The organism is uncultured Photobacterium sp., assembly GCF_947039875.1.
In the GTDB taxonomy this organism is placed as follows: domain Bacteria; phylum Pseudomonadota; class Gammaproteobacteria; order Enterobacterales; family Vibrionaceae; genus Photobacterium.
In genome coordinates, this window is record NZ_CAMRAN010000003.1 from 1 (window position 1) to 24,919 (window position 24,919).

At 39.7% G+C, this 24,919-nt stretch carries 26 protein-coding genes; 12 read left to right on the forward strand and 14 right to left on the reverse strand.

Annotated elements, in window-relative coordinates; genetic code table 11:
* Nucleotides 1-164: 164 nt before the first annotated feature.
* The 3 genes from Q0V26_RS01490 to Q0V26_RS01500 all read left to right on the forward strand — a co-directional run bounded on the left by Q0V26_RS01490 (nucleotide 165) and on the right by Q0V26_RS01500 (nucleotide 2,630).
* Nucleotides 165-659 (forward strand): hypothetical protein, encoded by a 495-nt coding sequence (locus Q0V26_RS01490; RefSeq protein WP_297475148.1) that lies wholly within the window; start codon nucleotides 165-167, stop codon nucleotides 657-659.
* 22 nt (nucleotides 660-681) lie between these two features.
* Nucleotides 682-1,491, forward strand: a complete 810-nt coding sequence (mutM, locus tag Q0V26_RS01495) for a bifunctional DNA-formamidopyrimidine glycosylase/DNA-(apurinic or apyrimidinic site) lyase (RefSeq protein ID WP_297476346.1) — start codon at nucleotides 682-684, stop codon at nucleotides 1,489-1,491.
* Between the two features lie 134 nt (nucleotides 1,492-1,625).
* Nucleotides 1,626-2,630, forward strand: coding sequence for an NAD-dependent epimerase (locus Q0V26_RS01500; protein ID WP_297475150.1), 1,005 nt, complete (start codon nucleotides 1,626-1,628; stop codon nucleotides 2,628-2,630).
* Between the two features lie 52 nt (nucleotides 2,631-2,682).
* On the opposite strand, the gene coaD is transcribed toward Q0V26_RS01500, so the two are convergent.
* Both coaD and Q0V26_RS01510 read right to left on the reverse strand, forming a co-directional pair.
* Nucleotides 2,683-3,165, reverse strand: coding sequence for a pantetheine-phosphate adenylyltransferase (gene coaD / locus Q0V26_RS01505; protein WP_297475152.1), 483 nt, complete (start codon nucleotides 3,163-3,165; stop codon nucleotides 2,683-2,685).
* 10 nt (nucleotides 3,166-3,175) lie between these two features.
* Complete coding sequence (locus Q0V26_RS01510) at nucleotides 3,176-4,249, reverse strand: glycosyltransferase family 9 protein (RefSeq protein ID WP_297475154.1); 1,074 nt, start codon at nucleotides 4,247-4,249, stop codon at nucleotides 3,176-3,178.
* Nucleotides 4,250-4,338: 89 nt separating this feature from the next.
* On the opposite strand from Q0V26_RS01510, the gene Q0V26_RS01515 reads away from it, so the two are divergent.
* On the forward strand, nucleotides 4,339-5,067 hold the full coding sequence (locus Q0V26_RS01515; RefSeq protein WP_297475155.1) for a 3-deoxy-D-manno-octulosonic acid kinase: 729 nt from the start codon (nucleotides 4,339-4,341) through the stop codon (nucleotides 5,065-5,067).
* Nucleotides 5,068-5,069: 2 nt separating this feature from the next.
* Here the strand turns inward: Q0V26_RS01515 and waaA are convergent, their stop codons facing one another.
* Nucleotides 5,070-6,350: a lipid IV(A) 3-deoxy-D-manno-octulosonic acid transferase gene (waaA, locus tag Q0V26_RS01520; RefSeq protein ID WP_297475157.1), complete on the reverse strand. Its 1,281-nt coding sequence runs from the start codon at nucleotides 6,348-6,350 to the stop codon at nucleotides 5,070-5,072.
* A 122-nt stretch (nucleotides 6,351-6,472) separates the two neighbouring features.
* On the opposite strand from waaA, the gene Q0V26_RS01525 reads away from it, so the two are divergent.
* From Q0V26_RS01525 to Q0V26_RS01535, 3 genes are read left to right on the forward strand one after another with little or no spacing between them, the layout of a single operon-like run.
* Entirely contained in the window at nucleotides 6,473-7,537 is a 1,065-nt protein-coding gene (locus Q0V26_RS01525; RefSeq protein WP_297475159.1) for a CDP-glycerol--glycerophosphate glycerophosphotransferase, read from the forward strand.
* 1 nt (nucleotide 7,538) lies between these two features.
* Entirely contained in the window at nucleotides 7,539-8,501 is a 963-nt protein-coding gene (locus Q0V26_RS01530; RefSeq protein ID WP_297475161.1) for a capsular polysaccharide synthesis protein, read from the forward strand.
* On the forward strand, nucleotides 8,491-9,261 hold the full coding sequence (locus tag Q0V26_RS01535; protein ID WP_297475163.1) for a glycosyltransferase family 2 protein: 771 nt from the start codon (nucleotides 8,491-8,493) through the stop codon (nucleotides 9,259-9,261). The genes Q0V26_RS01530 and Q0V26_RS01535 overlap by 11 nt, the downstream gene beginning before the upstream one ends.
* Nucleotides 9,262-9,316: 55 nt before the next feature.
* On the opposite strand, the gene Q0V26_RS01540 is transcribed toward Q0V26_RS01535, so the two are convergent.
* Genes Q0V26_RS01540 through lpxM form a run of 8 tightly spaced genes read right to left on the reverse strand, consistent with a single transcriptional unit; the run spans nucleotide 9,317 to nucleotide 16,956 of the window.
* Nucleotides 9,317-10,282, reverse strand: coding sequence for a WavE lipopolysaccharide synthesis family protein (locus Q0V26_RS01540; RefSeq protein ID WP_297475165.1), 966 nt, complete (start codon nucleotides 10,280-10,282; stop codon nucleotides 9,317-9,319).
* On the reverse strand, nucleotides 10,275-11,006 hold the full coding sequence (locus tag Q0V26_RS01545) for a glycosyltransferase family 2 protein (protein ID WP_297475167.1): 732 nt from the start codon (nucleotides 11,004-11,006) through the stop codon (nucleotides 10,275-10,277). The genes Q0V26_RS01540 and Q0V26_RS01545 overlap by 8 nt, the downstream gene beginning before the upstream one ends.
* A complete protein-coding gene (locus Q0V26_RS01550) occupies nucleotides 11,003-12,592 on the reverse strand; it encodes a capsular biosynthesis protein (RefSeq protein WP_297475169.1) in 1,590 nt (529 codons plus the stop codon). Before Q0V26_RS01550 ends, Q0V26_RS01545 begins: the two co-directional genes overlap by 4 nt.
* Nucleotides 12,583-12,963 (reverse strand): HAD hydrolase family protein, encoded by a 381-nt coding sequence (locus Q0V26_RS01555; protein WP_297475171.1) that lies wholly within the window; start codon nucleotides 12,961-12,963, stop codon nucleotides 12,583-12,585. The genes Q0V26_RS01550 and Q0V26_RS01555 overlap by 10 nt, the downstream gene beginning before the upstream one ends.
* A gap of 17 nt (nucleotides 12,964-12,980) precedes the next feature.
* On the reverse strand, nucleotides 12,981-14,066 hold the full coding sequence (locus Q0V26_RS01560) for a glycosyltransferase family 4 protein (protein ID WP_297475173.1): 1,086 nt from the start codon (nucleotides 14,064-14,066) through the stop codon (nucleotides 12,981-12,983).
* A 2-nt stretch (nucleotides 14,067-14,068) separates the two neighbouring features.
* On the reverse strand, nucleotides 14,069-14,818 hold the full coding sequence (locus Q0V26_RS01565) for a glycosyltransferase family 25 protein (protein WP_297475175.1): 750 nt from the start codon (nucleotides 14,816-14,818) through the stop codon (nucleotides 14,069-14,071).
* Nucleotides 14,811-16,001 (reverse strand): O-antigen ligase family protein, encoded by a 1,191-nt coding sequence (locus tag Q0V26_RS01570; RefSeq protein WP_297475177.1) that lies wholly within the window; start codon nucleotides 15,999-16,001, stop codon nucleotides 14,811-14,813. Before Q0V26_RS01570 ends, Q0V26_RS01565 begins: the two co-directional genes overlap by 8 nt.
* Nucleotides 16,002-16,008: 7 nt before the next feature.
* The gene (lpxM, locus tag Q0V26_RS01575) at nucleotides 16,009-16,956 is read right to left on the reverse strand and encodes a lauroyl-Kdo(2)-lipid IV(A) myristoyltransferase (RefSeq protein ID WP_297475179.1); all 948 of its coding nucleotides are present in this window, start codon (nucleotides 16,954-16,956) and stop codon (nucleotides 16,009-16,011) included.
* 309 nt (nucleotides 16,957-17,265) lie between these two features.
* Here lpxM and Q0V26_RS01580 point away from each other — a divergent pair, with 309 nt between their 5' ends.
* A complete protein-coding gene (locus Q0V26_RS01580; protein ID WP_297475181.1) occupies nucleotides 17,266-17,946 on the forward strand; it encodes a TetR/AcrR family transcriptional regulator in 681 nt (226 codons plus the stop codon).
* A gap of 44 nt (nucleotides 17,947-17,990) precedes the next feature.
* Here the strand turns inward: Q0V26_RS01580 and envC are convergent, their stop codons facing one another.
* Nucleotides 17,991-19,283, reverse strand: a complete 1,293-nt coding sequence (gene envC / locus Q0V26_RS01585; protein WP_297475183.1) for a murein hydrolase activator EnvC — start codon at nucleotides 19,281-19,283, stop codon at nucleotides 17,991-17,993.
* 7 nt (nucleotides 19,284-19,290) lie between these two features.
* Entirely contained in the window at nucleotides 19,291-20,832 is a 1,542-nt protein-coding gene (gene gpmM, locus Q0V26_RS01590; RefSeq protein WP_297475185.1) for a 2,3-bisphosphoglycerate-independent phosphoglycerate mutase, read from the reverse strand.
* A gap of 372 nt (nucleotides 20,833-21,204) precedes the next feature.
* Here gpmM and Q0V26_RS01595 point away from each other — a divergent pair, with 372 nt between their 5' ends.
* The 4 genes from Q0V26_RS01595 (at nucleotide 21,205) to cysE (ending at nucleotide 24,288) form a co-directional block, all read left to right on the forward strand.
* A complete protein-coding gene (locus Q0V26_RS01595) occupies nucleotides 21,205-21,642 on the forward strand; it encodes a rhodanese-like domain-containing protein (RefSeq protein ID WP_080158786.1) in 438 nt (145 codons plus the stop codon).
* A 129-nt stretch (nucleotides 21,643-21,771) separates the two neighbouring features.
* Complete coding sequence (gene secB, locus Q0V26_RS01600; protein WP_080174336.1) at nucleotides 21,772-22,242, forward strand: protein-export chaperone SecB; 471 nt, start codon at nucleotides 21,772-21,774, stop codon at nucleotides 22,240-22,242.
* Nucleotides 22,243-22,260: 18 nt separating this feature from the next.
* Nucleotides 22,261-23,274: an NAD(P)H-dependent glycerol-3-phosphate dehydrogenase gene (gpsA, locus tag Q0V26_RS01605; protein WP_297475192.1), complete on the forward strand. Its 1,014-nt coding sequence runs from the start codon at nucleotides 22,261-22,263 to the stop codon at nucleotides 23,272-23,274.
* A 198-nt stretch (nucleotides 23,275-23,472) separates the two neighbouring features.
* Nucleotides 23,473-24,288: a serine O-acetyltransferase gene (cysE, locus tag Q0V26_RS01610; RefSeq protein WP_297475194.1), complete on the forward strand. Its 816-nt coding sequence runs from the start codon at nucleotides 23,473-23,475 to the stop codon at nucleotides 24,286-24,288.
* A 99-nt stretch (nucleotides 24,289-24,387) separates the two neighbouring features.
* On the opposite strand, the gene Q0V26_RS01615 is transcribed toward cysE, so the two are convergent.
* On the reverse strand, nucleotides 24,388-24,852 hold the full coding sequence (locus tag Q0V26_RS01615; RefSeq protein ID WP_080158784.1) for a tRNA (cytidine(34)-2'-O)-methyltransferase: 465 nt from the start codon (nucleotides 24,850-24,852) through the stop codon (nucleotides 24,388-24,390).
* Between the last annotated feature and the right edge of the window lie 67 nt (nucleotides 24,853-24,919).

The window sequence follows — 24,919 nt, forward strand, 5'->3', positions numbered from 1 at the left end:
TTTCCTGCTTTCCTGCTTTCCTGCTTTCCTGCTTTCCTGCTTTCCTGCTTTCCTGTGATAAATTTTATTCTCGTCATTAAACAATAATCTAATTGTCTGTTGTTATTGATGATGGCAATGTTATCTTAACCAGCATCAGTAAATGCGCATAGGAGCACCTGAGCATGCGGTTAACGCGACGTGGGTGGAATAACGTTATCATCATTGGTGTTTTAGTTTTTATCGCTGTCATACAGCTGCCAGAGCTTATTCGCACTCCTCTAATAACGCCTATCGCGCCAGTGCCATCATCAACGGTGATCCCATTATTTGCACAAGATCGTCTTATTCAACAATTATTGTTACCTGCGATCATTTTTCAACAGACTGATACGGGATGGAAAAGTCAGCCTGTGGTGTCATTTGATATCGCTACTTTTATCACGCGCTGGCAAACGTTAGAGGGGACACTTGTTAGCGCACAGCAATTAGCGTCATTAAAAAGTCAGCTAATAGCGCCACGCACGATTGAGGTGTGGCTGGTTGGTTATTCACAGCCGCAACGGATCACGGCCTATCAATTTCCTTCTTTTTGGTTATTTAATAATGGTAGCGGACAGTGGTTAGCGGTGACGGTTGATGCTAATTTTCTCTTTCCACCATTATCGTCAAAAATATAATGATTATTGGAGCAAGATAACGATGCCTGAATTACCTGAAGTGGAAGTGACCCGCATGGGGATCACTCCCCACGTTGTTGGACAAACGGTGACAAAAATAATTATTCGTAATGCTCGTTTGCGCTGGCCAATTCCTGATGCAATTAAAAGCATTGAGGGCCAAGTGATTCGAAAAATCACACGGCGAGCAAAATATTTATTATTAGAAACCGATATTGGGTATGCGATTGTCCATCTTGGTATGTCGGGTAGTTTACGTATTTTACCTGCGGGTTCTGCCGTAGAGAAGCATGATCATGTCGATGTCGTTTTAGGCAGTGGTGAGATTCTACGTTATAACGATCCTCGTCGCTTTGGCGCATGGTTATGGCAACAGGTAGGGGAAAGCCATACTGTGCTAGAGAAAATGGGCCCAGAGCCATTGAGTGACGATTTTAATGTGGATTACTTAGTGGCTAAAGCAAAAGGAAAGCGTAAAGCGATTAAATTACTGATCATGGATAATCATATCGTGGTGGGTGTGGGTAATATTTATGCCAATGAGTCATTGTTTGCCGCGGGGATAAATCCGCAATCGCCAGCAGGAAAAGTCTCAATCGTACAATTGCAATTATTGGTCTCTGAAATAAAAACTGTATTACAAAAAGCGATTGCTCAGGGCGGTACGACCTTAAAAGATTTTAAAAATGCTGATGGTAAGCCTGGGTATTTTGCCCAAGAGTTGCAAGTCTATGGCAAAGGGGGGCAACTTTGCCCACGTTGTGGTGAACTTTTAACTGAAATAAAGCTGGGGAAGCGGGCCACTGTTTTTTGTGTTAGCTGTCAGCGTTAACTCAATTGTCTAGTTAGTTTTCGTTAACGATAGACTCATTTTTATTGAGCAGAGATAAGCGTAGATATTGTTATTATTATCATATAATTTATAAAAATAGATAATATGTTTTCCAAGATATTAAGGACTAAAAAATGAAATATTTAGTGACCGGCGTTGCTGGTTTTATTGGTAGTGCGGTTACTGAACGTTTATGTCAGCAAGGGCATCAAGTGGTTGGTATCGATAATCTTAATGATTATTATGAAGTGACACTTAAACACGCCCGCTTAGCCCGCATTGAGCACTCAAATTTCACCTTTATTGAAATGGATCTTGCCGATCGTGAAGGGATGATGGGCTTATTTGCTGAGCATCAATTTAATCGAGTTATCCATTTAGCAGGTCAAGCTGGCGTTCGTTATTCAATAGATAATCCAATGGCTTATGGTGATAGTAATTTAATTGGCTATTTGACTATCCTTGAAGGTTGTCGTCATAACAAAGTTGAGCATTTAGTTTATGCCTCATCAAGTTCGGTGTATGGCTTAAACCAAAAAATGCCGTTTGATACCGCAGACAGTGTTGATCATCCAGTGTCATTGTATGCCGCGACAAAGAAAGCCAATGAATTGATGGCGCACAGCTATTCTCATCTTTATGGTATTCCAACCACTGGCTTGCGTTTCTTTACGGTGTATGGCCCGTGGGGACGTCCTGATATGGCATTGTTTAAATTTACTAATGCGATCATGGAAGGCAAAGAAATTGATATTTATAACAATGGCGATATGAGCCGTGATTTTACGTATATTGATGATATTGTTGAAGGTGTGCTGCGTATTCAGGATGTGATTCCACAGTCTAATTCTGAGTGGACGGTTGAGGAAAATTCATCGGCAACCAGCTCTGCGCCATACCGTATTTATAACATTGGTCATGGCAGTCCGGTTAAATTGATGGACTATGTTGAAGCTCTGGAAGCGTCATTAGGTATTGAAGCGAAGAAAAACTTTATGCCCATGCAGCCGGGTGATGTCTACATGACGTATGCTGACACGGATGATTTATTTGCGGTAACGGGGCATAAGCCTGCAGTTGAAGTTAAACAAGGCGTACAGGCTTTTGTTGATTGGTACCGTGAGTATTATAATAAGTAAGCTGTGAAGATTGAGAAGAAAGGGGGAGCCAATGTGCTCCCTTTTTTTATTATTATTTTATGAATTTAGCAAGTAGGGCTTGTGTGATCAATGGATCAACAAACTGACTTACATCCCCTTTATGTAATGCGACTTCTTTTACAATAGTCGATGAAATAAATGAATTTTCTTCTGCTGGGGTTAAAAATACCGTTTCAAGCTCAGGCATCAAACGACGATTCATATTGGCTAATTGAAATTCATATTCAAAATCAGACACCGCCCGTAACCCACGCACTAAAATAGTAGCATTGTGCTCTTTGGCAAAATTAACTAATAACCCTGAAAAGCCAACAATTTCAACATTAGGCAAATGTGCTGTAATTTGTTGAGCCAGTTCGACCCGTTCTTCTAAAGTGAATAATGGTTTTTTGCTGGGGTTAAAAGCAACACCGACAATGACATGATCAAACATCGCAGCTGCGCGCTCAATCAAATCAAGGTGACCGTTAGTGATTGGATCAAAAGTGCCTGGGTAGATAACACGAGTAGTCATAATGGGTTACTTATTTTGTCTGTGAATGTAAAGTTTCAGCGCTAGAGAGTGATGCAATAATAGCATCCAGTTTCTCTGTTACCATCGCAACACTAATTTGCGGCATGATATCGTTACCTTTGACGCGAGATCCCCATGGTAATTCGCCTAATGGTTTGCCGTAATGTTGTTCAGCGACTTGCTGGTAAACACTGACCGTATATGGCAATGATAAATACGGTCCAGTACGAGCTGGATTACTATGACCATAGAGTCCAATGACGGGTGTGTTTTGGGTGGTTGCTAAATGGGCTGGACCTGAATCTGGCGCTAGCACAACAGTTGCTGCACGTAATAATGCCGTCAGCTGTAATAGGGTTGTTTTGCCGATTAAATTAGTGATAGGTACTTGGCTATGACTGATAATGTGTTGGCCTAATTGTTGCTCACGTTCACTGGGTGAGCCGCAAAGTATAATGGCTAAGCCTTTGGTTGCCGCATAATCGGCAATAGTTGCATAACGTTCTGGAAGCCAATTACGTTCATCTTTACTGGCGGCGGGAGATATCACTAATGTTGGTTGTTGAATATATTGTTCAGCAACACTGTTATCTTCAGTGGTAAGTGGAATATTCCATTCTGGTGTAGTAAAGGGAACCCCAATGTAACGTGCAAAGTCCGCCATGTTATCAAGTACATGGATACTGTTTGTATTGGGTAGGTGTTTATTGGTAACCAACCATTGGCCTTCTTTGGTGCGGTTTTTACTAAACCCAACGCGATACTTAGCTTTAATCCCTAAAGATAGTACACTGGCACGCAAGGCGACTTGCATATCCAATAGCGCATCAAAACGTTGTGATTTGAGTTGTTGCCAAACCTGTTTAATGCCATGCCAGCCCGCTTTTTTATCAAAACTGATCACCGTAATATTGGGTAAGGCATTGACTAATTGTGCTTCAACTTTACCGACAACCCATGTGATTTCAGTGGTTGGCCATTGGCGTTGGATAGCTTGGACGACAGCAATCGCATGGCATACGTCACCAATAGCAGACAAGCGTAAGATACAAATTGAACGTGGTGGCGTTGAGAACAGAGCCATGGAGTTACCTTATTAAAAGTGGTTGGTGAATTATGCCGCTAGCCATTGAAATTGTAAAATATTCAACAATAAATGCGAGAGAGGCTGTAGTGCAGGAAATTATCAGTAACAACCAGGCCATTTGGTTTGATAGCGATTATCTAAGTGCAGATCCGCATGGTTGCTTTGATATTGAGTATTGGCGTCAGCGTGATGCAGTTGTTGGATCGGCCAAAGGGCGTGGTACAACGTGGTTTGTTGCCGATGAAAAATTAGAGATGGCATTGCGTCATTATCATCGTGGCGGGCTGTTTGCTAAAGTGAATAACGACAGTTATTGGTTTACAGGTTGGCATAAAACCCGCAGTGGGGCTGAATTAGCTTTACTAAAATTATTACGTGATGGTGGTGTTAATGTGCCGCGGCCGATTGCCGCTCAAGCAATAAAAAGAGGCATGACTTATAAAGCGGATATTCTGGTTGAAAAAATTGCTAATAGTAATGATTTGGTGGCATTGCTACAAACTCAGACATTAGCCGCAACAGTATGGCGTGATATTGGTGAAATGATCGGTAAAATGCATGATTTGCAAGTGTGTCACACTGATTTAAATGCCCACAATATTTTATTAGATGATAGTCAGTGTCCATGGCTGATTGACTTTGATAAGTGTGATTGCCGCGAGGGTGATGATTGGAAGATTGATAATTTGGCACGTTTAAAGCGCTCTTTTGTTAAAGAAGTCAATAAACGTGCGATTAAATGGCATGAAGATGATTGGACTGCTTTGTGTGACGGTTATACAAATAAAAGCCAGCTTCGTATTACTATTGGTTAGCGCTAATGGCTCGCTAAGTAAGGCTCAATATTAGCGGTAGTTTTATTTACGGCACCTTGGTTTTCAAATACGATTTTTTGACCCTGTGCGCCCATATATTGTTGGCGATTAGGGGTATTAAATAACGCGATTAATTGTTGTGCGAGCTGGTGGCTATCTTGACAAATTTCAATGGCGTCTGCGGCTAATAATTGTTGAGTAATATCTTCAAAGTTATAAAAGCTGGGACCGGTAATTGCCGGTTTTGCAACCGCGGCTGGCTCTAATAAATTGTGACCACCTACTTTTTCACCGACTAAACTTCCCCCCATAAACGTCACATCTGCCGCCGCTAGCATGACTAACATTTCCCCCATGGTATCTGCTAGATATAACTGAGTGTTCGCTTTAATTGGGGTGGTGTCTGTACGGCGATGAACATTTAAACCACGTTCAATCGCAAGCTTTGCAACGCTATCAAACCGTTGTGGATGGCGAGGCACAATAATTACTAACGCATCTGTAAATTGTTGCTGTACCAGTTGATAAGCATCAAGTACTTGTTCATCTTCCCCTTGATGGGTACTCGCTGCCACGAAAATTGGCCGCTGCTTACCGAGTTGTTGGCGTAGACTCTGCGCTTGCTCAAAAACAGTATTTGCAATGGTAATGTCATATTTGATTGAGCCGGTAACCGCGATTTGATGTTGTTGTGCACCAATGGCGATAAAGCGTTGAGCATCATCATTATGTAAACACAATATTTTATTTATTTTATTGAGTAATTGATGAGTGAAGAAACTAAATGATTGGTAGCGTTTAGCTGAGCGCTCGGATAAACGCGCATTAACAATAATTGTTGGAATTTTTTGGTTATCAACACAGCTTAAGGTATTGAGCCATAATTCTTTTTCAACGATAAGAAATAGTTTGGGTTTGATAGTTTTTAAAAACCCTCTTACACACCAAGCAAAATCAATTGGCATATAACGATGTTCAACTAATTCACCTAATTTAGCCACTTGTTCAGCACCTGTGCTAGTGGTTGTGGTTACAACAATAGCTTGTTCAGGATAGGCTTGTTTGAGTGCTTTGATGACAGGTACAATCGCGATAGCTTCACCAACAGAAGCGGCATGAATCCAAATTGGCGCAGTTGTGGTGGCGAGACGAGGAGTAAAACCAAAGTGCTCTTTCCAACGAGTACCAAAATGGGGCTTTCCTGGTTTGGTTCGATAAAGTCCCCATAATAATAGAGGAGCAGCTAAAGCTAATAGTAGGGTATAAAAAACGCGAACTAGCATGGTGGCTCTACCTGTAACAATAAAATCCTATTATAACCAGCAATCAAAAATCTTACAGCTTGGTGATTCAGTAGTTAATTAAGGTAGAATGTTTTTATCTTTTATGGACAAAGAGCACAATTATGACTCATTCACCTCGACGGTACTTAATGTATATCGCTCAAAATTATTCATTTGCTATTTTACGACCGTTACAGCAAGCGATCTTGAAGCAAGGTGGGCAGGTGTGTTGGTTTTTTGAGGGGAATGATGTTGAAGGTGATTTCTTACATGCTGATGAGCAACGATTAACCTCTGTTGCGGATGTTAAAGCTTGGCATCCCGATGCTGTTTTTGTGCCTGGTAATGTTGTTCCACGTTGTATTCCAGGAGTAAAAGTTGGTGTTTTTCACGGCTTTAATGCTGGAAAATTAAACCGTCGCGGTCGAGAAGACCATTTTGAAATTCGCGGTTGTTTTGACTTATATTGTACGCAAGGGCCAGATACAACAGCACGGTTTACACAATTAGCTCAGCAATATGGTTTTTTTAAAGTAAAGCAAACTGGCTGGCCGATGCTTGACCCATTATTTACTAAGCCTGAATTTAATCCATATTGTGCGGCTGATGATCCACGTCCAACTGTATTAATGTGCTCAACATTTTCCCGTAATTTAACCTGCGCACCCCATTTATATGAGACAGTTAAAGCATTGGTTGCGACTGGGAAGTGGCGTTGGTTAGTGCAGTTTCACCCCAAAATGGCGGCTGAGACGGTAGTACAATATAAAGCATTACAAGGGCCTAATTTGACGTTTGTGGAAACAGATAATGTGATTCCTGTTTTGCAGGCGGCAGATGTAATGTTATGTGATACTTCATCGATTTTGTTAATGTTTTTATTACAAGGTAAGCCTGTCGTTACCTTTAATAATCAACATCCGCTACCCCATTTATTGAATGTTACTACTACTGACGAAGTAGAACCTGCACTGAGTGATGCATTGACCTATCCGGTGGATTTAATGGCGAATATCAAACATTATTGTCAGCAAATTCATCCTTATCAAGATGGGTGTTCAAGCGAGCGGGTTTTAGCTGCAACGAATGCACTGCTTGATAATGGCCTACTCGAACTTAAATCAAAACCACTTAATATCGTACGCGAGTTTAAAATGCGTAAGAAGCTTGGTTATTGGGGGCTGTAAAATGGCATCATGGCATCGCGAATTAAAAGAAAATTTACGTATTATAAAATGTCGTTTTAAGCGTCGAAAAGTATTAACACCTGCAGAAACCAACGCTGCTGTATCTGCTTTGACGTTGTTATCGAGATCAGAAACGGCTGGTGGAGAGAATAAGGTTATATGGATGTTTTGGGATTCAGGCTTAGAGTCAGCACCTGATGTTGTCAAGATGAGTCACGCATCTTGGGTGACCCAAAACCCGGATTATCAGGTTATCTTACTTGATAATAAGACGATTCAAACTCAACTCGGGTTTGATTTTTTTGCGGTATTTAAAGCGATGACGGTTGATCTTGGTGCCGCAGGTCAGAGTGATTTATTACGGTTGTATTTATTAAATCGTTTTGGTGGCGTATGGGCTGATGCCACTACTTTTTGCAAGCAGCCATTAACGACATGGTTAGATATATCGACCACGGGATTTTTCTGTTTTCGAGAGAAGCAATCTGATGATCGACAGTTAGTGTCTTGGTTTTTAGCTGCTCATAAAGGTAATGCGATCATTCAAGACTTATTATGTGCAAGTTTGAGTTATTTAACTAAGCCTCGTCAGGTCGTACTTGATATTAGAGGGTTAACCTCAACCCGAGTATTAGCTAAAAATACCAATTTAATTAGTGCAACAGGTAGTGGTAATCTACTGCTTTCATTGCTTGAAAATAAATATTGTGCGCCTTATTTTTGGATGTTTTATCTGTTTAATGAAACTGTAAAACAGCCGCAACACCAATCGGTTTGGCAACAAATCATGTTACAAAATAATCAATATGCCGAACTAGATGATGATTTTGGTGTTTTTTGTGAAAGTGTCGTTGCTAAGCAAACTTACCGAGAAAAATATACAACCCAGGCGTTATACCAACAGCGTTATCAATATATGTTGAATTTGAATACAGAAAATAAGGAGTTAGTTGATGGCAAATAAGCATTCTTTATCCGTTATATTAATCACAAAGAATGAAGCGGATCGGGTTGAATTATGTTTGCAATCTATCGTCGATATAGCCGATGAAATTATTGTATTAGACAGTGGTTCAACAGATGAAACCGTTGCGATTTGTCAGCGCTATACCGATAACATTACTGTGACTGATTGGCCTGGGTTTGGTAAACAAAAACAACGAGCATTAGATAAAGCCAGCGGTGATTGGGTATTGTCCATTGATGCTGATGAGGCATTAGATGAACAAATGCAACAAGCCTTAGTTTCATTGCTCGCTCAAGATTCGATCACGGCCACAGCATATCGCTTACCGTGGGGAGTCACGCTATATGGTAAGACGTTAAAATATGGACGTAGTGCTCGTTCAGTCTTACGTTTATTTAAGCGAGATGGTGCTCATTATACATTAGATGAAGTACATGAAACGGTGATACCAAGTGCAGGTACGACGGAAGTTCTGAGTGGATTGTTATTACATTATACTCACCGCGATTACGGGCATGGCTTAGATAAAGCAGCACAGTATGCGTGGTTAGGTTCAAAGAAATATCATCGTAAAGGTAAAAAATCGCATGGCTTAGGTTTAGCGTTATTACGTGCAATATGGACCTTTGTTTTGATTTATATTATTCGTCGTGGTTTTCTTGATGGTAGTGTCGGTTTCATTGTTGCGATGACCTATGCACAGGTGAGCTTTAATAAATATGTTGGTTTATGGTTACTTGAACATGATCGCAGCTAAGTGGTATTGAGTTAAATGAAATAAGGAAAGTATAAGCTTTCCTTATTTTTCTGTTTTACAGTGGAGTGCGGTGTTTTAGTTTAAAGACCAATTTACTCAAAGGTAATTTAAATAAACGTCTCAACTCAAGTTGGCGTTGAGCTTTATCGATGCTAATTGTCACTGTATTATCACAATGTTTTTTATATAGTTTGAGCCAATCGATATGGCTGTATTCATTCGCTCGTTTTAGTTTTCGTTTCGAAATTTTTCTTAATCCTAATCCCATTGTTTGTGGGTCTGCAATAATAATATTACTGGCTAAAAAGCGTTCCCAAACAACAACATCATTACAATTAACATCAAATCGATGTTTCATCAGTGGGGTCGTATCGAATGCGATGTTCTTTAACCATATCTGACAGTAAGTTTGCTCTGCTTCAAGTGCAAACGGTGTTTCCGCTACTTTTTGGGCTTGCTGAATAAGCTGTTGTGCAAAATCATGCTGATTAAATTCAGGTTGTTGCCAAATTAATTTCAGATCAGTTGTACGACCATAATAGAAGAAATCACTTGGGCTCATAATGACGCGATGACCATGAGAGCTGCGACGGAATAGATTTGAATTAACGACGACTTTCTCACTAAAAATTTGTTGGCCTAACTCTGTTTTGGCAAACTGTTGTTGGATTGCGACAAACTGATTCCCGTCTAAAAAATTGTCACTGCGTAATTTAACAGCATAAGGAGTAGTGACCGCCGCTAAACCAGCTTGAGTCGATACAATTTGACGTTGATAGTTGAGTGGGCAAAACCCATCGTGGTTTTGACCTGGGTCTTGGCTGATGATCAGCTGATCATAATCAAGATTATTCAGATCTTGATCTGGCCATGTTGATAAAATAATTTTAGCGCCCGGTAAATGAGTACGGATACTATCGAGGCAGCGCTGAGTTATCCCTTCTTCATGATGAGTTCGGCCTTGGTAATTCTGTACCGGACCTTGAACCACAACCGTAATTTGTTGAAAATTATTATTCATGGGGCATCTCCAAGAACGCTTCGTACTCTTCTGGAACACCACAAAATATCACTTCATTATTATCAATTAAATGATAGTGAATCGCATGGTTGGCCGTAATGAGATCATTATAAAGTGGCGCAATATACAGTTCGCCTTTCGCCCATTCCATTTGTGGTTTGGCTAAGTATTGTTGATAGGCTTGGTTAAATAACTGGCAATCTGCAAAATAATACAGGCCAGTACTGCATAAATCAGAAATAGGCTCTTTTTCGGTTGTTTTTATAACTCGAGAAGATGTGTCATTTTCAGCCAGAGCAAAGGACCAGTTATCACCGTGACCTTTAAATACTTCTAAATAACCATCCCACGCGGCAATATTTTGTGGGTAACGAAATTGTGGGCGGAAAGTATCAATATTAAATATCGTGATTGAACCTTGATAATCTGGCAAAGATTGTAAGCCAAGATAAACAGTTTCAGCTTGACCGCGCGTCGGTTTATCAAGAACAAAAATATGTGCGTCTTTAATATTTAAACGTGCAATTTCTTGTTCGATAAATGCAACGGTATTATGGACATCTCGCACAATAAACAAAAATGATTCCGTCGCAAAATAATGCGAAAAGCTATTGATTGCATGTGCAAAAAGCGTCTCGCCATGTGCATTTAACATGTATTTTGGTTGCGTAAATCCCGCATTAAAAAAGCGTGAACTAAGCCCCGCCATTGGAATAACAATCATGATTTTGAATCCAGAATTAATTGATATAAGCGAAATGCATTCGCCATTAATGCTTGTTGACGCAGAGGATCATCAGCATGTAACGGTAACATTGAAAGAAATAATTGAATTTGCATGGCATATAACGAATTTTCATCTAGCTGGTAATGCTCTTTTATCGATGCAATAAATAATTGTTGAATCGGCAAAATATGCGGTGGAGTATCGATGGTAAATGAAATGTGTTGCTGTGTTATCTTCACGTCATAGTAACCGGCAATAATCCAATCATATAAGCCTAGAATTGAATGGCTTAGTTTTGCTAAGTCATAGCGAGTATCACCGTAGATCGTGAGTTCATTATTTAAATCTATACCACGAGGATCGATTGTCTTAATTCTTCCCATTCTGAAGTCATATAAAATATTACTAAAACAAAAATCCCCATGTAATACCGTTGCAGGCGTGATTGTTGTTGGTAAATATTGTTGACTCAAAGTGAGTAATTGCTCAAATGACGCCGAAAATTGATCGTTATAGTGCCACTGTTGTTGAAAATTAAGGTTATGACTTAAACAATATTCAGTTAAGCGTTGAGTGGTTTTCTCTTCAAATAGTGCGGTCAAACTTGAACCTTGAGTCGTATTCTCAGGTGCAGGATGTTGCTGGCAACTATTAATAAAATCAAAACAACTATCGAGGATCTGTTGCCATACTAATTGTGGTAATTTAGAAAAAACAAATAACTCATTCAGTGCAGTATAGTGTAAGTATTCTAGCTGATAGGATACGTGATCTGCTTGCTGCTGAAAGCCTAAAAATTGAGGTAAAAAAATGCGTAATGGTGCTGGAATGTGATTAAACCACAGTGCTTCAGCCAGTATTTTTTGTTTTTTAGTGCTAGATTTTGTGATCCATTTTTCATTTATTTCTAATTGGTTAAATGCACGTTGAGTGGTGAATTTAGCTTTTGAGCGGTAATAGGTATTTAAATGGCCAAAATCAAGCCAATCAGTAACGGGCATAGCCGTTAGGCCACACTTTTGATGATAGAAATTTAAGCTTTCAATGAAATCCCAATGTGCCATCGTCAATGACTTAAGCAGTTGCTGAGGGTGACTAAAGTGAAAATAACCACAAACTGCATGCGTTTGATTGAGTTGTTCTCTGTTGGTGACGGTATTAAGCCATTGTGAGTTATCATTAGAAATTACCGCCCAATCATAACTATTTTCGACAGGAGCAATCGTAATGATATTTTTGTCTGTAGGTAAATCTGGCAGTAATGTGTCACCAAATAAAATACTTAGTGATTGTTCAGGTGTGTAATCTGCCAGTGTGAGTGCTGAGACTAATGATGCGCCCAAGGATAAACCCTCAGGAATATATAATAATGTCACGTGATGATCTGCTAACCATTGCAGATCATGAGGCTCAGGAATGAAACTCTCTGGTACACTTAAATAAATATGTTTATCAGCGGGCGCACTTTTCACTTGATGCTGAAAAAGACGTCGATTACCTAGCGGTAAAAACGACGGAGGAAGCGCACCAAACTCAGACTCTAGTTCTTGACTAATATAAGCCGCTGACATGATTAAAAACATATTTTTTCCTTGTCAAGCAGGGCATTAATTTCATCAAGTGATAATGAAGTAAATTCAGATGGGCGAATGGCTTTATCATCAATGTAAAACCCTTCATGTCCGCACCAAGGTTTACCGACTAAAATTTCATCATAAGGAACCTGATGTTTATTCAACCAAGCGGTAATAATGGGTAGGGTGTGAATATTAATTTGGCCAACATTACCATTGTAAGTCCGCATATTACGGGCGGTACTAATGGTAATTGTAAAACCTTGACGATGATAATGTTGTAATTGCGCAATAACTTCTAGATTAGGCGCGACATTTTCATAATCGTTGGTATTGGCTAATGTGATGGTGCCATCGAGATCAACAATCAGTTTTTTCATTATAATTGCAGCCTTTATTATTTTTGTTGTTGAAGGATATGGTTAAAATATGCGATATGGTTGCGTACTGTTTCTGTGGCATTAAATTCATGGTCTAATTTTTCTTTTGCTGCGAGACTAAACTGTTGAATTTTATTTTTATCATTGATCAGTTTATTCATCGCTGCTGCAAATGCGGCCGCATTACCAACAGGAACCACATATCCAGTCTTGCCATCATCAACTAATTCAGGTGAGCCACCCGTTGTCGTGACGACAGACGTGGTACCATTTGCCATCGCTTCTATAATTGTGCGTGGCAGACCTTCGCCACTGATTGATGGCTGCACTTGAAAATCAGCCATCGCCATAATAGAGGGAACATCCTGACGATGACCAATAATATGGATTCGTTCAGCCATTGGGCTTTGTTTTATTTCATCAAAATGTGGTTCAAAACCACTACCGATAAGTAATAGATGAAAATTAGGGTTCTTTATATGATGGGTCGCTTCAATTAGTACCGATATGCCTTTACTTGGTCTTACATGTGCGGCACACACGGCGATAATGTCATCATCGGTAAGATTAAAACTAGCACGTGTGGTTGGAGCAACGTTATACCATGCTAATTGATGGCCTTTATAAATCGTCACGACATTATCTGGATTACAAAGAACATGTTGGCGCACATCATCACGGACAGCATTTGAGACACAAATAACGCCTTGAACTTTAGGATGAAGATGAGTGAGGTAGGCGGTAGGATCATGGCGATATAATCCTCCCGTTGTTCCACGATAAGTGATCATCTTTGCTTTGGTGCCAATACAAGCAAAAGCCGCATTAGGAATTGTTTTTGAATTAAAACCATAGCAAATATCGTATTTACCAGTTTTAAGTTCATGGTGCAATGTACGTATGGTTTTAGGGCAGATTTTTTTGGTTGGATAACAATCAATGACCGTTATGCCATGATCTCGAAAGCGAGCGACGTAGTCAGCATCACCTTGAGTGGCTACTGTTACTTGATGTCCTTGCTTCACCATTTGGATAAACATTTCCGCCTCAGGACGAACGCTGTTCCATGCATGGTTATATGAGCTAGCAACTAGAATTTTCATTGTTATCTCTTGAATGTCATTTTAAGGATGAACTTAATGTTGGAAAACTCACGGCGCATTAATTCTTTAAGATTAAAGATTTCACGTTTTATTTTACAACGTAAATTGCGCGGTGCTTTTTTGCCATAACCAATATCAGAATCAAAAACAGGGTCATTAGTTAAGCAAGCAGGTACTGTGCCATAGCATTCTAATTGATTGATCCAAAATCGATCCATGTAAATGTCGACGGCCATATACCATTTATTTGAATATTCTAGGAGTTTTTTTGCACCTGAAGGGGTGAGTAAATACCCGGTTGCACTCATATGACCTTTACTGAATTTATAAATGCTAGTGTGAGATAAAATCATTTGTTTAAGCTTGAAAAAGCTAGGTCTTTTATTATCGAAAAGGCGAATACATTCATATTTTTTTGTTAGTAATGCCATATTATTCACAATATCCATAAACGGATCAGGGTAAATAAGAGCATCATCTTCTAAAATAATAATTGGATGATTTAATTCAACACATTTTTGCCATAATAAATAATGACTAGCATAACAACCCAATTGTCCTTTACTCAGGGATTTTCCTCGATAGGCTTGGCTTAATTGATCATCATACATAGCAAATAGCGGATGATTATCTTTATGACCATTAACCGCATCAAAAAAGGTATAATTCAGGCCTAATTGATCTAATTGTTGACTGATATTTTCCTTTCGATGTACTGATGATGGAATATTAATAATAAAAATATTAGTCATGGTTTACATGCTCATTGTTTGAGGTTGTTATAAAACACCCAAGCCAAAAAATATACATAAAAATAGTTTGTCCGTGATTAAACGGAACATCAGTTAAAGACGCGACAGCAAATAAAGACACTAAACTTATGGTTATATAGTGTTGTAATGTCGACGCATTTTTTAATAAGCGTAATGGTAATATTAAAAGACAAAGCAGCAGTATTAAGCCAATAATTCCTTTTTTAACAATATAATCTACATATTGATTATGAAAATGAGGCGGTTGTGCTTTGTATAATGATTGAGATATACGGCCTTGATGATACAGGTTATCTAATGAGGTTAAATATTGATTACCTTGACCCAATAGTTCGTGATGCTCAATTAGCATTGGTGCGGAAAGCCACATTTGTAATCGCAATCCAATTGAAGTATTTAAATCTCCCGATTGAATATCATTATATTCTTGGTGTGTTTGTGATAACCGTTGAGAAATTAAAGGTTTACTTATAATTGAAATACCACTAATTAAAATAAGAGCAATTACAACACTACGCCAAGTGATTACGATCTTTTTAGTCGTAATGAAAAAAACAAATATACTAGCGAGAGAAAAAATAAAACCAAGCCATACACCTCTACTTTCTGACATTATTAAGCCATAGCCGCTTAGAATAAAGGCCAAGAATGTCACTACTTTTTCTTTATTATTTATTGATGTTAAACACAGACTTAGTGCGATGAGACTTATAGCAGCCAGCATTGTACCGTAAGGTATAGGATTTAACGGCCAAGATCGTCCTAATCCGAGGTAAAATGTGAAATAAAAAGCATAACAAAAACTAACACCAGCACTGATTATAGTGAAAATAATAACAATCTTTCTTGTTAATAGTGATGAAGGGAAAGCTGCTAGAAATAGTGAAGCTGCAATAAAGGTTCTTATTTCTCGCGAGCTTAAACCGTGATAATAGTATGAAAATAGAAAGTAGCTGCATATTATAAGCTGTAACCATAGCATTTTATTGGTTGATAGGTTACGTTTTAGCGTTGTTAAGCCATAAACAACGATTGTAGTTATTAAGGATATAATAATCATGGCTACCATGGTTTTATCACCATTACGTAATATTAGCATCCCGGTAGATAGCCAAATAAAAGGTAATAATATTAATCCATTAACTAAATGCTTTTTAAACATGTCATTCTCAATTATAAGGCTGTTCATCATTATTTGGACGTGTTTTCAACAAGCGTAGAATCCACATATATTGCTCTGGACGTTGGTTAACATATTGTTCAATACATTGGTTCATCATGCGCGCATCTTGTTCTTCTGTCTCTGCTGGGAAGGGCAGCGCAGGATAAAAGTCCAATTCATACATGCCAGTTTCACTGTTGTACATTGCAAATAACGGTACAATTTTAGCGCGGCTTAATTTTGATAAGCGACCAAGACCTGCCATTGTCGCTTTGGTGGTACCAAAGAAATCAACGAATACACTGTGCTCTGGACCTAAGTCTTCATCTGGTAAGTAGTAACCTAAATAGCCTTCTCGAATAGACTTAATAAACGGCTTAATACCGCCACTGCGTTCATAAACACGGCCACCGTATTGCACTCGTTGGCGATGCATAAGCCAATCTGAAACTGGATTCTTTTGTTTTTTTGCCATTGCTGAAACTGGCAAGCCTCGCGATGCCAGCAGTACTGCTGGAATATCAATTGCCCAAGTATGAGGCACCAATAAAATGACACTTTGCTGCTGCTCAGTAAGGCTGGTGAGGTTTTCCATACCGCGAATAACCGTATGTTGCTCAAGCCACGCTTTATTACGCACTGATAGTGATGCGAATCCAGACAGAAAACTGCCAGCAGTGATCAGATTTTGTAATAAAATATGTTCGCGTTCGGCGTCTGATTTCTCAGGAAAACACATCTTTAGGTTGACGCGCGCGCGATGATTGGCACCACTTTTTAGTTTGATAGCTTGTTTTGCAAAAACAGTCGCTAATGAACGTCGTGCACCATGAGGCAGTAAGCTCAATAGTGAGGCAATCATCACTGCGAGCCATGTTCCCCAATAACGCGGGTGAACAAAAGACCACTCAAACTGAGGGTTATATGCTTGCTTGTCGTAATGGTTTTTAGTCATATGAATTACATCTATCTCACAAAGTTATAGTGTTGGCGAATATCTGCCACCATGTATTTGAGTACTTATGATTTAGTTATTATTACGGTCGTCTTGTTTATATTCTACCTTTAATTAAGCAGTAGAGAAAATGACAACGTAGTTAACGATTAAGCTTGTGTATCCGTAGTAATAAATCATTCACTTAATGAAGACGGTTACTATTTTATCGAATGAAATAATGGCATGGTTTTTAATGCCTTACTAAGCTGATAAACACCAAATTATGATAACATTATATTCACTGCAAGGGCGAAGGATGACAATAAAATGAAAACCCGTGATCGAATTATTCATGCAGCATTAGCGTTGTTTAATGAAGATGGTGAACCCAATGTTACCACTAACCATATTGCTGCTGATTTAGGAATTAGCCCTGGTAATTTGTATTATCACTTTCGTAATAAAGATCAAATTATTCATTGTATTTTTGATCAGTATGCTATTGATTTAAAAGTTAGTTTTGAACCTGTTGATGTGGTAGAAACCATTGAGGCGAGCTTGTTGCGTTATCTCGATGCGGTATTTTTATTGATGTGGCGTTACCGTTTCTTCTATGCCAATTTACCTGATATTTTACGTCGAGATACTGTGCTTCAAGATAAATATTTGGCGGTGCAGACTCAACTTCAGGTTAATATTAGTCAAATAATGATTAATTTTCGTGATGCAGGTTTACTTGCATTGGCCGATGTTGATCTTAAAGTGTTGGCGGATACACTAAAATTAGTCGCGTCATCTTGGATAAGCTATCAAACCACTCAAGTGGCTGGGGCTAAAATTACTCAAACGGTGATTTACCACGGTGTCCAACAAATGTTGAATATTGTGCGACCATTAGCAACAGAGTTAGGTCAGCAACGGGTAGCAACATTGCAATACTATTATTTAGAACAAGAACAGCAGTATTTAAAACAAGAGCAAAAGATCACCACTAACGAATTATCATAAAAAAGGTTGGCTATGAGCCAACCTTTTTCGTTTAAGCGCTTAATTTAGCGTGTTAGCCATGGTCTAGGATTGACTGGCGTACCTTTACGACGGATTTGGAAATATAATCCGGGTTGTTCTTGGCCACCACTGTCACCGACTAAGGCTATTGGTTCACCAGCTTGTACCGAATCACCGATCTTTCTGAGTAGTGTTTGGTTATAGCCATAGAAACTCATATCACCTTTACCGTGATCAATTGCGATCATTAAACCGTAGCCACGTAGCCAATCGGCAAAGACCACTTTACCTGAGTATATTGCCTTTACTTGGCTACCAACTGGTTGACTAATCACCATCCCTTTCCAGTGCAGCTCACGTTGTAATGGCGCGCCATAATTATGAATGATCGGTCCGCGAAGAGGCCATTGCAGTTTGCCTTTATAGCGAGCGAGGCCATTCATTGGTACTTCCATTTTAGCGTAGCGTGCTTTGAGTTGTTTTGCTTGTGCTTCTGCAATCGCTCTGGCTTTCGCTTCTTTCGCTGCAGCAATACGGGCTTGAGCTTGAGCTTCAGCTTTTGCGCGTGCAGCTGCTTCAGCTTTTGCTCGTGCAATGGCTTCAGCTTTCGCTTTTGCTATCGCCTTGAGCATGTTTTTCTCATCCGCTCGCAAATCAGCGAGTGCTTCGGTGCTGGTATGGATTTGTGATTTTATTTTATTTAGTGTTTGTTGACGTGATTGTTGTTGACTATCAAGTTGTTGTTTTTGCTTCTTAAGTTTAGCTAATGCTTGTTGGCGTTCAGCTTTTTGTTCTGCAAGGGTATGGATTTTAAGCTGTAATTCTGTCTTGGTCGCATCCAGTGAATCAATAGCGGAGGCGCGTGCTTTACTGACATACTCGGCATAGGTTGTCATACGGTCTAATTTTGCCGTATTTTCGCCACTGAGTAGATTAGCTAGATCACTATTATTTCCTTGGCGGTATTGCGCATTGATTAGCGTTTTTAATACCCCTATTTGTTGTAGTTGCTGTTTTTGTAGTTGCTGTTGTTGCTGTTCTAACTTGGATATTGACTGAGTTATTGTTGTCAATTGGTTATTAGTTTGGTGGATTTTATTGGCAGTTTGAGCGATATCCAGTTCGTGTTGTTTAAGTTGTTTTTGTAAGACAGCATAGTTTTGCTGTTTACTATTCAGTTGATTTTTTTGGCGTGATATTTCCTGTTTTACGCCATCAAGCTGTTTTTGACTGGATGCTGCACATGGGGCTGCAAATACCACGCATAGAAAAGCGCCAGTGCATAAAGCACTGGCGCGGATTTTTAGGTTGAGGTGTCTATTAATAATATCCCGCATGGGATAATTATTTCAGATTGTATAGCACCTGACCAGACATCTCTGCAGGGATTTCAATATCTGTTAGTGATAGCATAGTTGGTGCTAGGTCAGATAGCTTACCGTTAGGCTTAAGATCGAGGTTTTTATTACCCACGTAAATTAATGGTACGGGTAAGTTAGTGTGTGCAGTATGAATGCCACCTGTTTCAGGATTAACCATCATTTCTGCGTTACCGTGATCGGCCGTAATTAATAACTGGCCATCCATTTCTTTAATCGCTGCTACAACTTGACCAATACAGCTGTCTAGTGCTTCACACGCTTTAACAGCAGCATCGTAAACGCCAGTGTGACCAACCATGTCACCGTTAGGGTAGTTACAGATAATAACGTCAAATTCGCCGCTCTTAATTGCAGCAACTAATTTTTCAGTCAGTTCAGGTGAGCTCATTTCAGGTTGAAGATCGTAAGTTGCTACTTTTGGTGATGCGACAAGTGAACGAGACTCCCCGTCAAATTCGTCTTCTTTACCACCGTTAAAGAAGAAAGTCACGTGTGCGTATTTTTCTGTTTCAGAAATACGTAGCTGTTTTTTACCTTTCTTCGATAGCCACTCACCTAATGTGTTTTCTAGGCTTGCTGGTGCGAAAGCAGTGGTTAGCTCAATGTCTGCAGCATATTGCGTTAGCATTACGAAATCAGCTAATTGAGGAAACTGAGCACGAGCAAAGCTAGTGAAGTTAGGCTCAAATGTACGAGTGATTTCACGTGCACGGTCAGCGCGGTAGTTCATAAAGATAACGCTATCGCCATCAGCCATGATTGCTGCTTCTTGGCCTTCAGCACGTAGTTCCGTTGCTTTAACGAACTCATCGTTTTCGCTGCGCTCGTAAGCGGCGGTTAGACCATCTGTTGCATTAGTAAAAGTAAATTCACCTTTAGCTGCAGTTAGTAAGTTGTAAGCAACTTCAACGCGATCCCAGTTGTTATCACGATCCATTGCGTAGTAACGACCTACAAGAGAAGCTGTACGACCTTTACCTAGTTTTGCAAATAGGGCATCGAAACGCTCTAGTGAGTGCTGTGCGCTACGTGGCGGTGTATCACGACCATCAAGGAATGCATGTAGATAAATTTTCTCTGCACCACGGTTAGCAGCCATTTCAATTGCTGCTGCAATGTGGTCTTCGTGGCTGTGTACGCCACCTGGAGAAACAAGACCTAGAATATGAACCGCTTTACCTGTATTTACTGCTTTATCAATAGCATTAACAAGCGCTTCATTTTCAAAGAATTCACCATCGCCAATGGCTTTAGTGATACGAGTAAGATCTTGGTATACCACACGGCCAGCACCAATATTGGTATGGCCCACTTCAGAGTTACCCATTTGACCTTCAGGTAGACCCACTTCTAGGCCTGACGCTGCGATAAGCGTATTGGGATTGTTCACCATTAACGCATCCATTACGGGTGTATTAGCGTTTGCAATCGCATTATTTGAGTTATCTTCGCGGTAGCCCCAACCATCTAAAATAACAAGTGCAAGTGGTTTCTTCGCAGACATATTCTGTCCCTCTTCGAATTAAATAAAATACATCAATTACCTTAATAGGCTCAGTGTCCTAAACACCTTTAAGGTAATTGATATAATAATTATCACGATTTTACTACAAAAGCACATTAAAGCAGTAGCAGTAGATGCAACTAAATCATTGCTTACTTGTTTGTACTCCCCGTCGAATATAGGCATTTATTCATTAAAGTGTAAGCTCTGGATCACAGTTTTTTTCTATTTCATTGATAGGTCATCAGTCAATAAGCTTTTATACTCAAGGTCGCTGTTACAAGATCAGCAACCTAGGTATACTCACAGTCATTTTTTTAAACCGTAATATCATGGTTTGCGATAGCGAACCATGACAACAGAGTAAAGTAAATGCATCAATATATTGAATTTTTAACCAGTAATCCTGTTTTATCATTGGCTTGGATTGGTATTGTTATCGCACTAATTAGCATGATGGTAAAAGAGAAAAATGCTAAATATAAAACAATTGGCATTAATGAAGCGACGGCATTAGTAAACAACGAAGAGGGCGTGTTCCTTGATATTCGTAGCCGAGATGAGTTCCGTAAAGGTCATATTGTAGGTTCAGTTCACATTTTGCCAAGTCAAATTCAACGTCAAAACACACCAGAGCTTGAAAAACACAAAGCTGCCCCAATTATTGTTATATGTAAGACGGGTCAAGTAGCACAAGAGACTGCAAATCAACTAAGTAAAGATGGTTTTACTAACGTTAATGTTTTAAAAGACGGTCTTATTGCTTGGAATGAAGCTAACTTACCGCTTGTTGCAAGCAAGAAAAAATAATTTTATTCGATGTGATTTTGCAGTGTTATGAATGTGGAATGACGATGTAAATTGATGCAGCCTGTGGAATGCACAGTTGCAGTATAATTAATAACTCGTGGTAGCGAGTATTTATAAAGGACTCCAAAAATGGCTGAAGCAGCAAATACCGAAGCACAACAAAACTTCCAAATTCAACGCGTATTCCTAAAAGATGTGTCTTTTGAAGCGCCAAATTCACCAGACGTTTTCCAAAAAGAATGGAATCCTGATGTGAAATTGGATCTTGATACTCAAAGCCGTGAATTAGCTGAAGGTGTATATGAAGTGGTACTTCGTCTAACTGTAACGGTTAAGAACGAAGAAGAAAATGCATTCCTATGTGAAGTTCAGCAAGGTGGTATTTTCACTATTGCTGGTATGGAAGCACCACAATTAGCACATTGCCTAGGTGCATTCTGCCCGAATATCCTATTCCCGTATGCACGTGAAACAATTTCTAGCTTAGTGGTTAAAGGTACGTTCCCACAATTGAATCTAGCACCAGTAAACTTTGATGCTTTATTCATGAACTACCTAGAAAACCAAGCTGAAGCAAATACTGCTAATTCAGAAGCTTAATTTGTAAAAGTGACCAATATGATGAACGTTAATAATACGATTTCGATGGCAGTGTTAGGCGCTGGATCTTACGGGACAGCATTAGCAATTGCATTAGCCAGAAATGGTGCCAATGTCATTTTGTGGGGTCATGAGCCACACCATATGGCGCAATTGGAAATCGATCGTGCCAATGAAGCGTTTCTTCCTGGAGTAAGCTTCCCTGAGTCGTTGATTTTAACGTCAGACTTGCAAGCAGCCATTCAAGGTAGTCGTGATGTGTTAGTCGTTGTACCAAGCCATGTTTTTGGTGGCGTATTAGCACAAATTAAACCTTTCTTGCGTCCAGATTCTCGTATCTGTTGGGCAACAAAGGGGTTAGAACCTGATACAGGGCGTCTACTTAAAGATGTTGCGGTTGAGGTGTTGGGTGATCAAATACCACTTGCAGTATTGTCTGGGCCAACTTTTGCAAAAGAGTTAGCTGCAGGTATGCCTACTGCGATTGCTGTTTCTTCACCTGATACTGATTTTGTGGCTGATTTACAACAAAAAATTCATTGTGATAAGACATTCCGTGTCTATAGCAACAGTGATTTTATTGGAATGCAGCTGGGCGGCGCAGTTAAAAATGTGATCGCGATTGGTGCAGGAATGTCTGATGGTATTGGCTTTGGTGCCAATGCTCGTACTGCGTTAATTACCCGTGGTTTAGCTGAAATGTGCCGTTTGGGAGCCGCACTTGGCGCGCAACCAGAAACCTTTATGGGAATGGCAGGTTTGGGTGATTTAGTTTTGACATGTACTGATAATCAGTCCCGTAATCGCCGCTTTGGTTTAGCGCTCGGTCATGGTTGCAGTGTTGAACAAGCTCAGCAAGATATTGGTCAAGTAGTTGAAGGTTATCGTAATACCAAAGAAGTGTGGTTATTAGCACAACGCCATCAGGTTGAAATGCCAATTACCGAACAAATTTATCAAGTACTTTATCTTGGTAAAGACGCTCGAGAAGCAGCAAAAGATTTACTCGCACGTGAGAAAAAGTACGAATAAAGTTGCTTGTTGAGGGTGATAACTGATATCTATAAAATAACGCGAGCTTAGGCTCGCGTTATTTTTTATAACTGTACTAAAATACAATAACGTTCAGTATTTTGATTGTGTAACGTATACCCTATTAAAGCGCCGATTAATTGATGATTAATGATGGCATTGGTTTGATTAATATAAAGAAGTGGGGCCAAGGGACTCGTGAAGGAATGTCAGCAATATCAATTATGGCTAGCGATTGAGCAAGAAGCACGACAGCAAGCAGAACAAGAACCTATGCTTGCTAGCTTTTATCATGCCACTATTATCAAGCATGAAAATTTAGCGTCAGCATTGAGTTATATCTTAGCCAATAAACTGGCAACACCCTCGATGCCTGCAATGGCAGTACGTGAGGTAATAGAAGAAGCATTCGTTAGCGATAGTAATATTGTTGAAGCTGCCGCTTGTGATATTCGTGCGGTTGTTGAGCGCGATCCCGCCATTAATGCTTACTCTATTCCATTACTTTACCTTAAAGGTTGTCATGCTTTGCAGGGGTATCGCGTAGCTAATTGGCTATGGAAGCAAAACCGTAAAGCACTCGCGGTATATTTACAAAATCAAATATCCGTGGCTTGTCAGGTCGATGTTCATCCTGCAGCACAGATCGGTTGCGGTATCATGTTTGACCACGCAACAGGGATCGTCATTGGTGAAACGACAGTAATCGAAGATGAAGTATCGATTTTGCAAGATGTGACGTTAGGCGGTACAGGTAAAGAAAGTGGTGATCGTCACCCTAAAATTCGTCAAGGGGTAATGATCGGTGCCGGAGCTAAAGTACTGGGCAATATTGAAGTTGGTGCTGGGGCTAAAATTGGCGCATGCTCGGTGGTATTAGAACCAGTACCACCGCATACAACGGTTGCTGGTGTACCCGCAATTATTGTTGGACGACCTAAAACGGCAAAGCCGGCAACTGAGATGGATCAACAATTTAATGGTAGTGATGACGTGTTTAATCATATTGACTAAGTGACAGTGATTGATTAATTATTAACTTATAAGTCATTAATTTCATGTATAAAAAAGCGATCGAATGATCGCCTTTTTGGTGTTTATTGATTAAAAATGCTAAATAGAGCCATTGAAATCTAATTGACGCCATGCTTCAAAGGCAATAATCGCGACAGCATTTGAAAGATTTAAGCTGCGGCTATCGGGTTGCATTGGAATACGAAGTCGTTGTTCCAATGGTAGGCTGGCAATAAATTCAGCGGGTAAACCACGGGTTTCAGGACCAAAAAGTAACACATCACCTTCGCCAAATTTCGCATTAACATGGTAGTTAGTGGTTTTAGTCGTACAAGCAAAAATACGACGTCCCGCCATCGCTTCCATAAATGCATCAAAGTTTTTATGGCGGTAAACATGGGTTAGATCGTGATAGTCTAAACCCGCCCGACGTAATTTCTTCTCTTCTAAATCAAATCCAAGTGGCTCAATTAAATGTAAGTTGGCACCACAATTAGCACTAAGGCGAATAATATTGCCAGTGTTGGGGGCGATTTCAGGTTCATATAACGCAATATCAAACATAGTTATTCAGCTTCATTTTGGTGCAAAAAGAGGTCATATTGTGACAAGCGTAACGGCAACAAGCAAT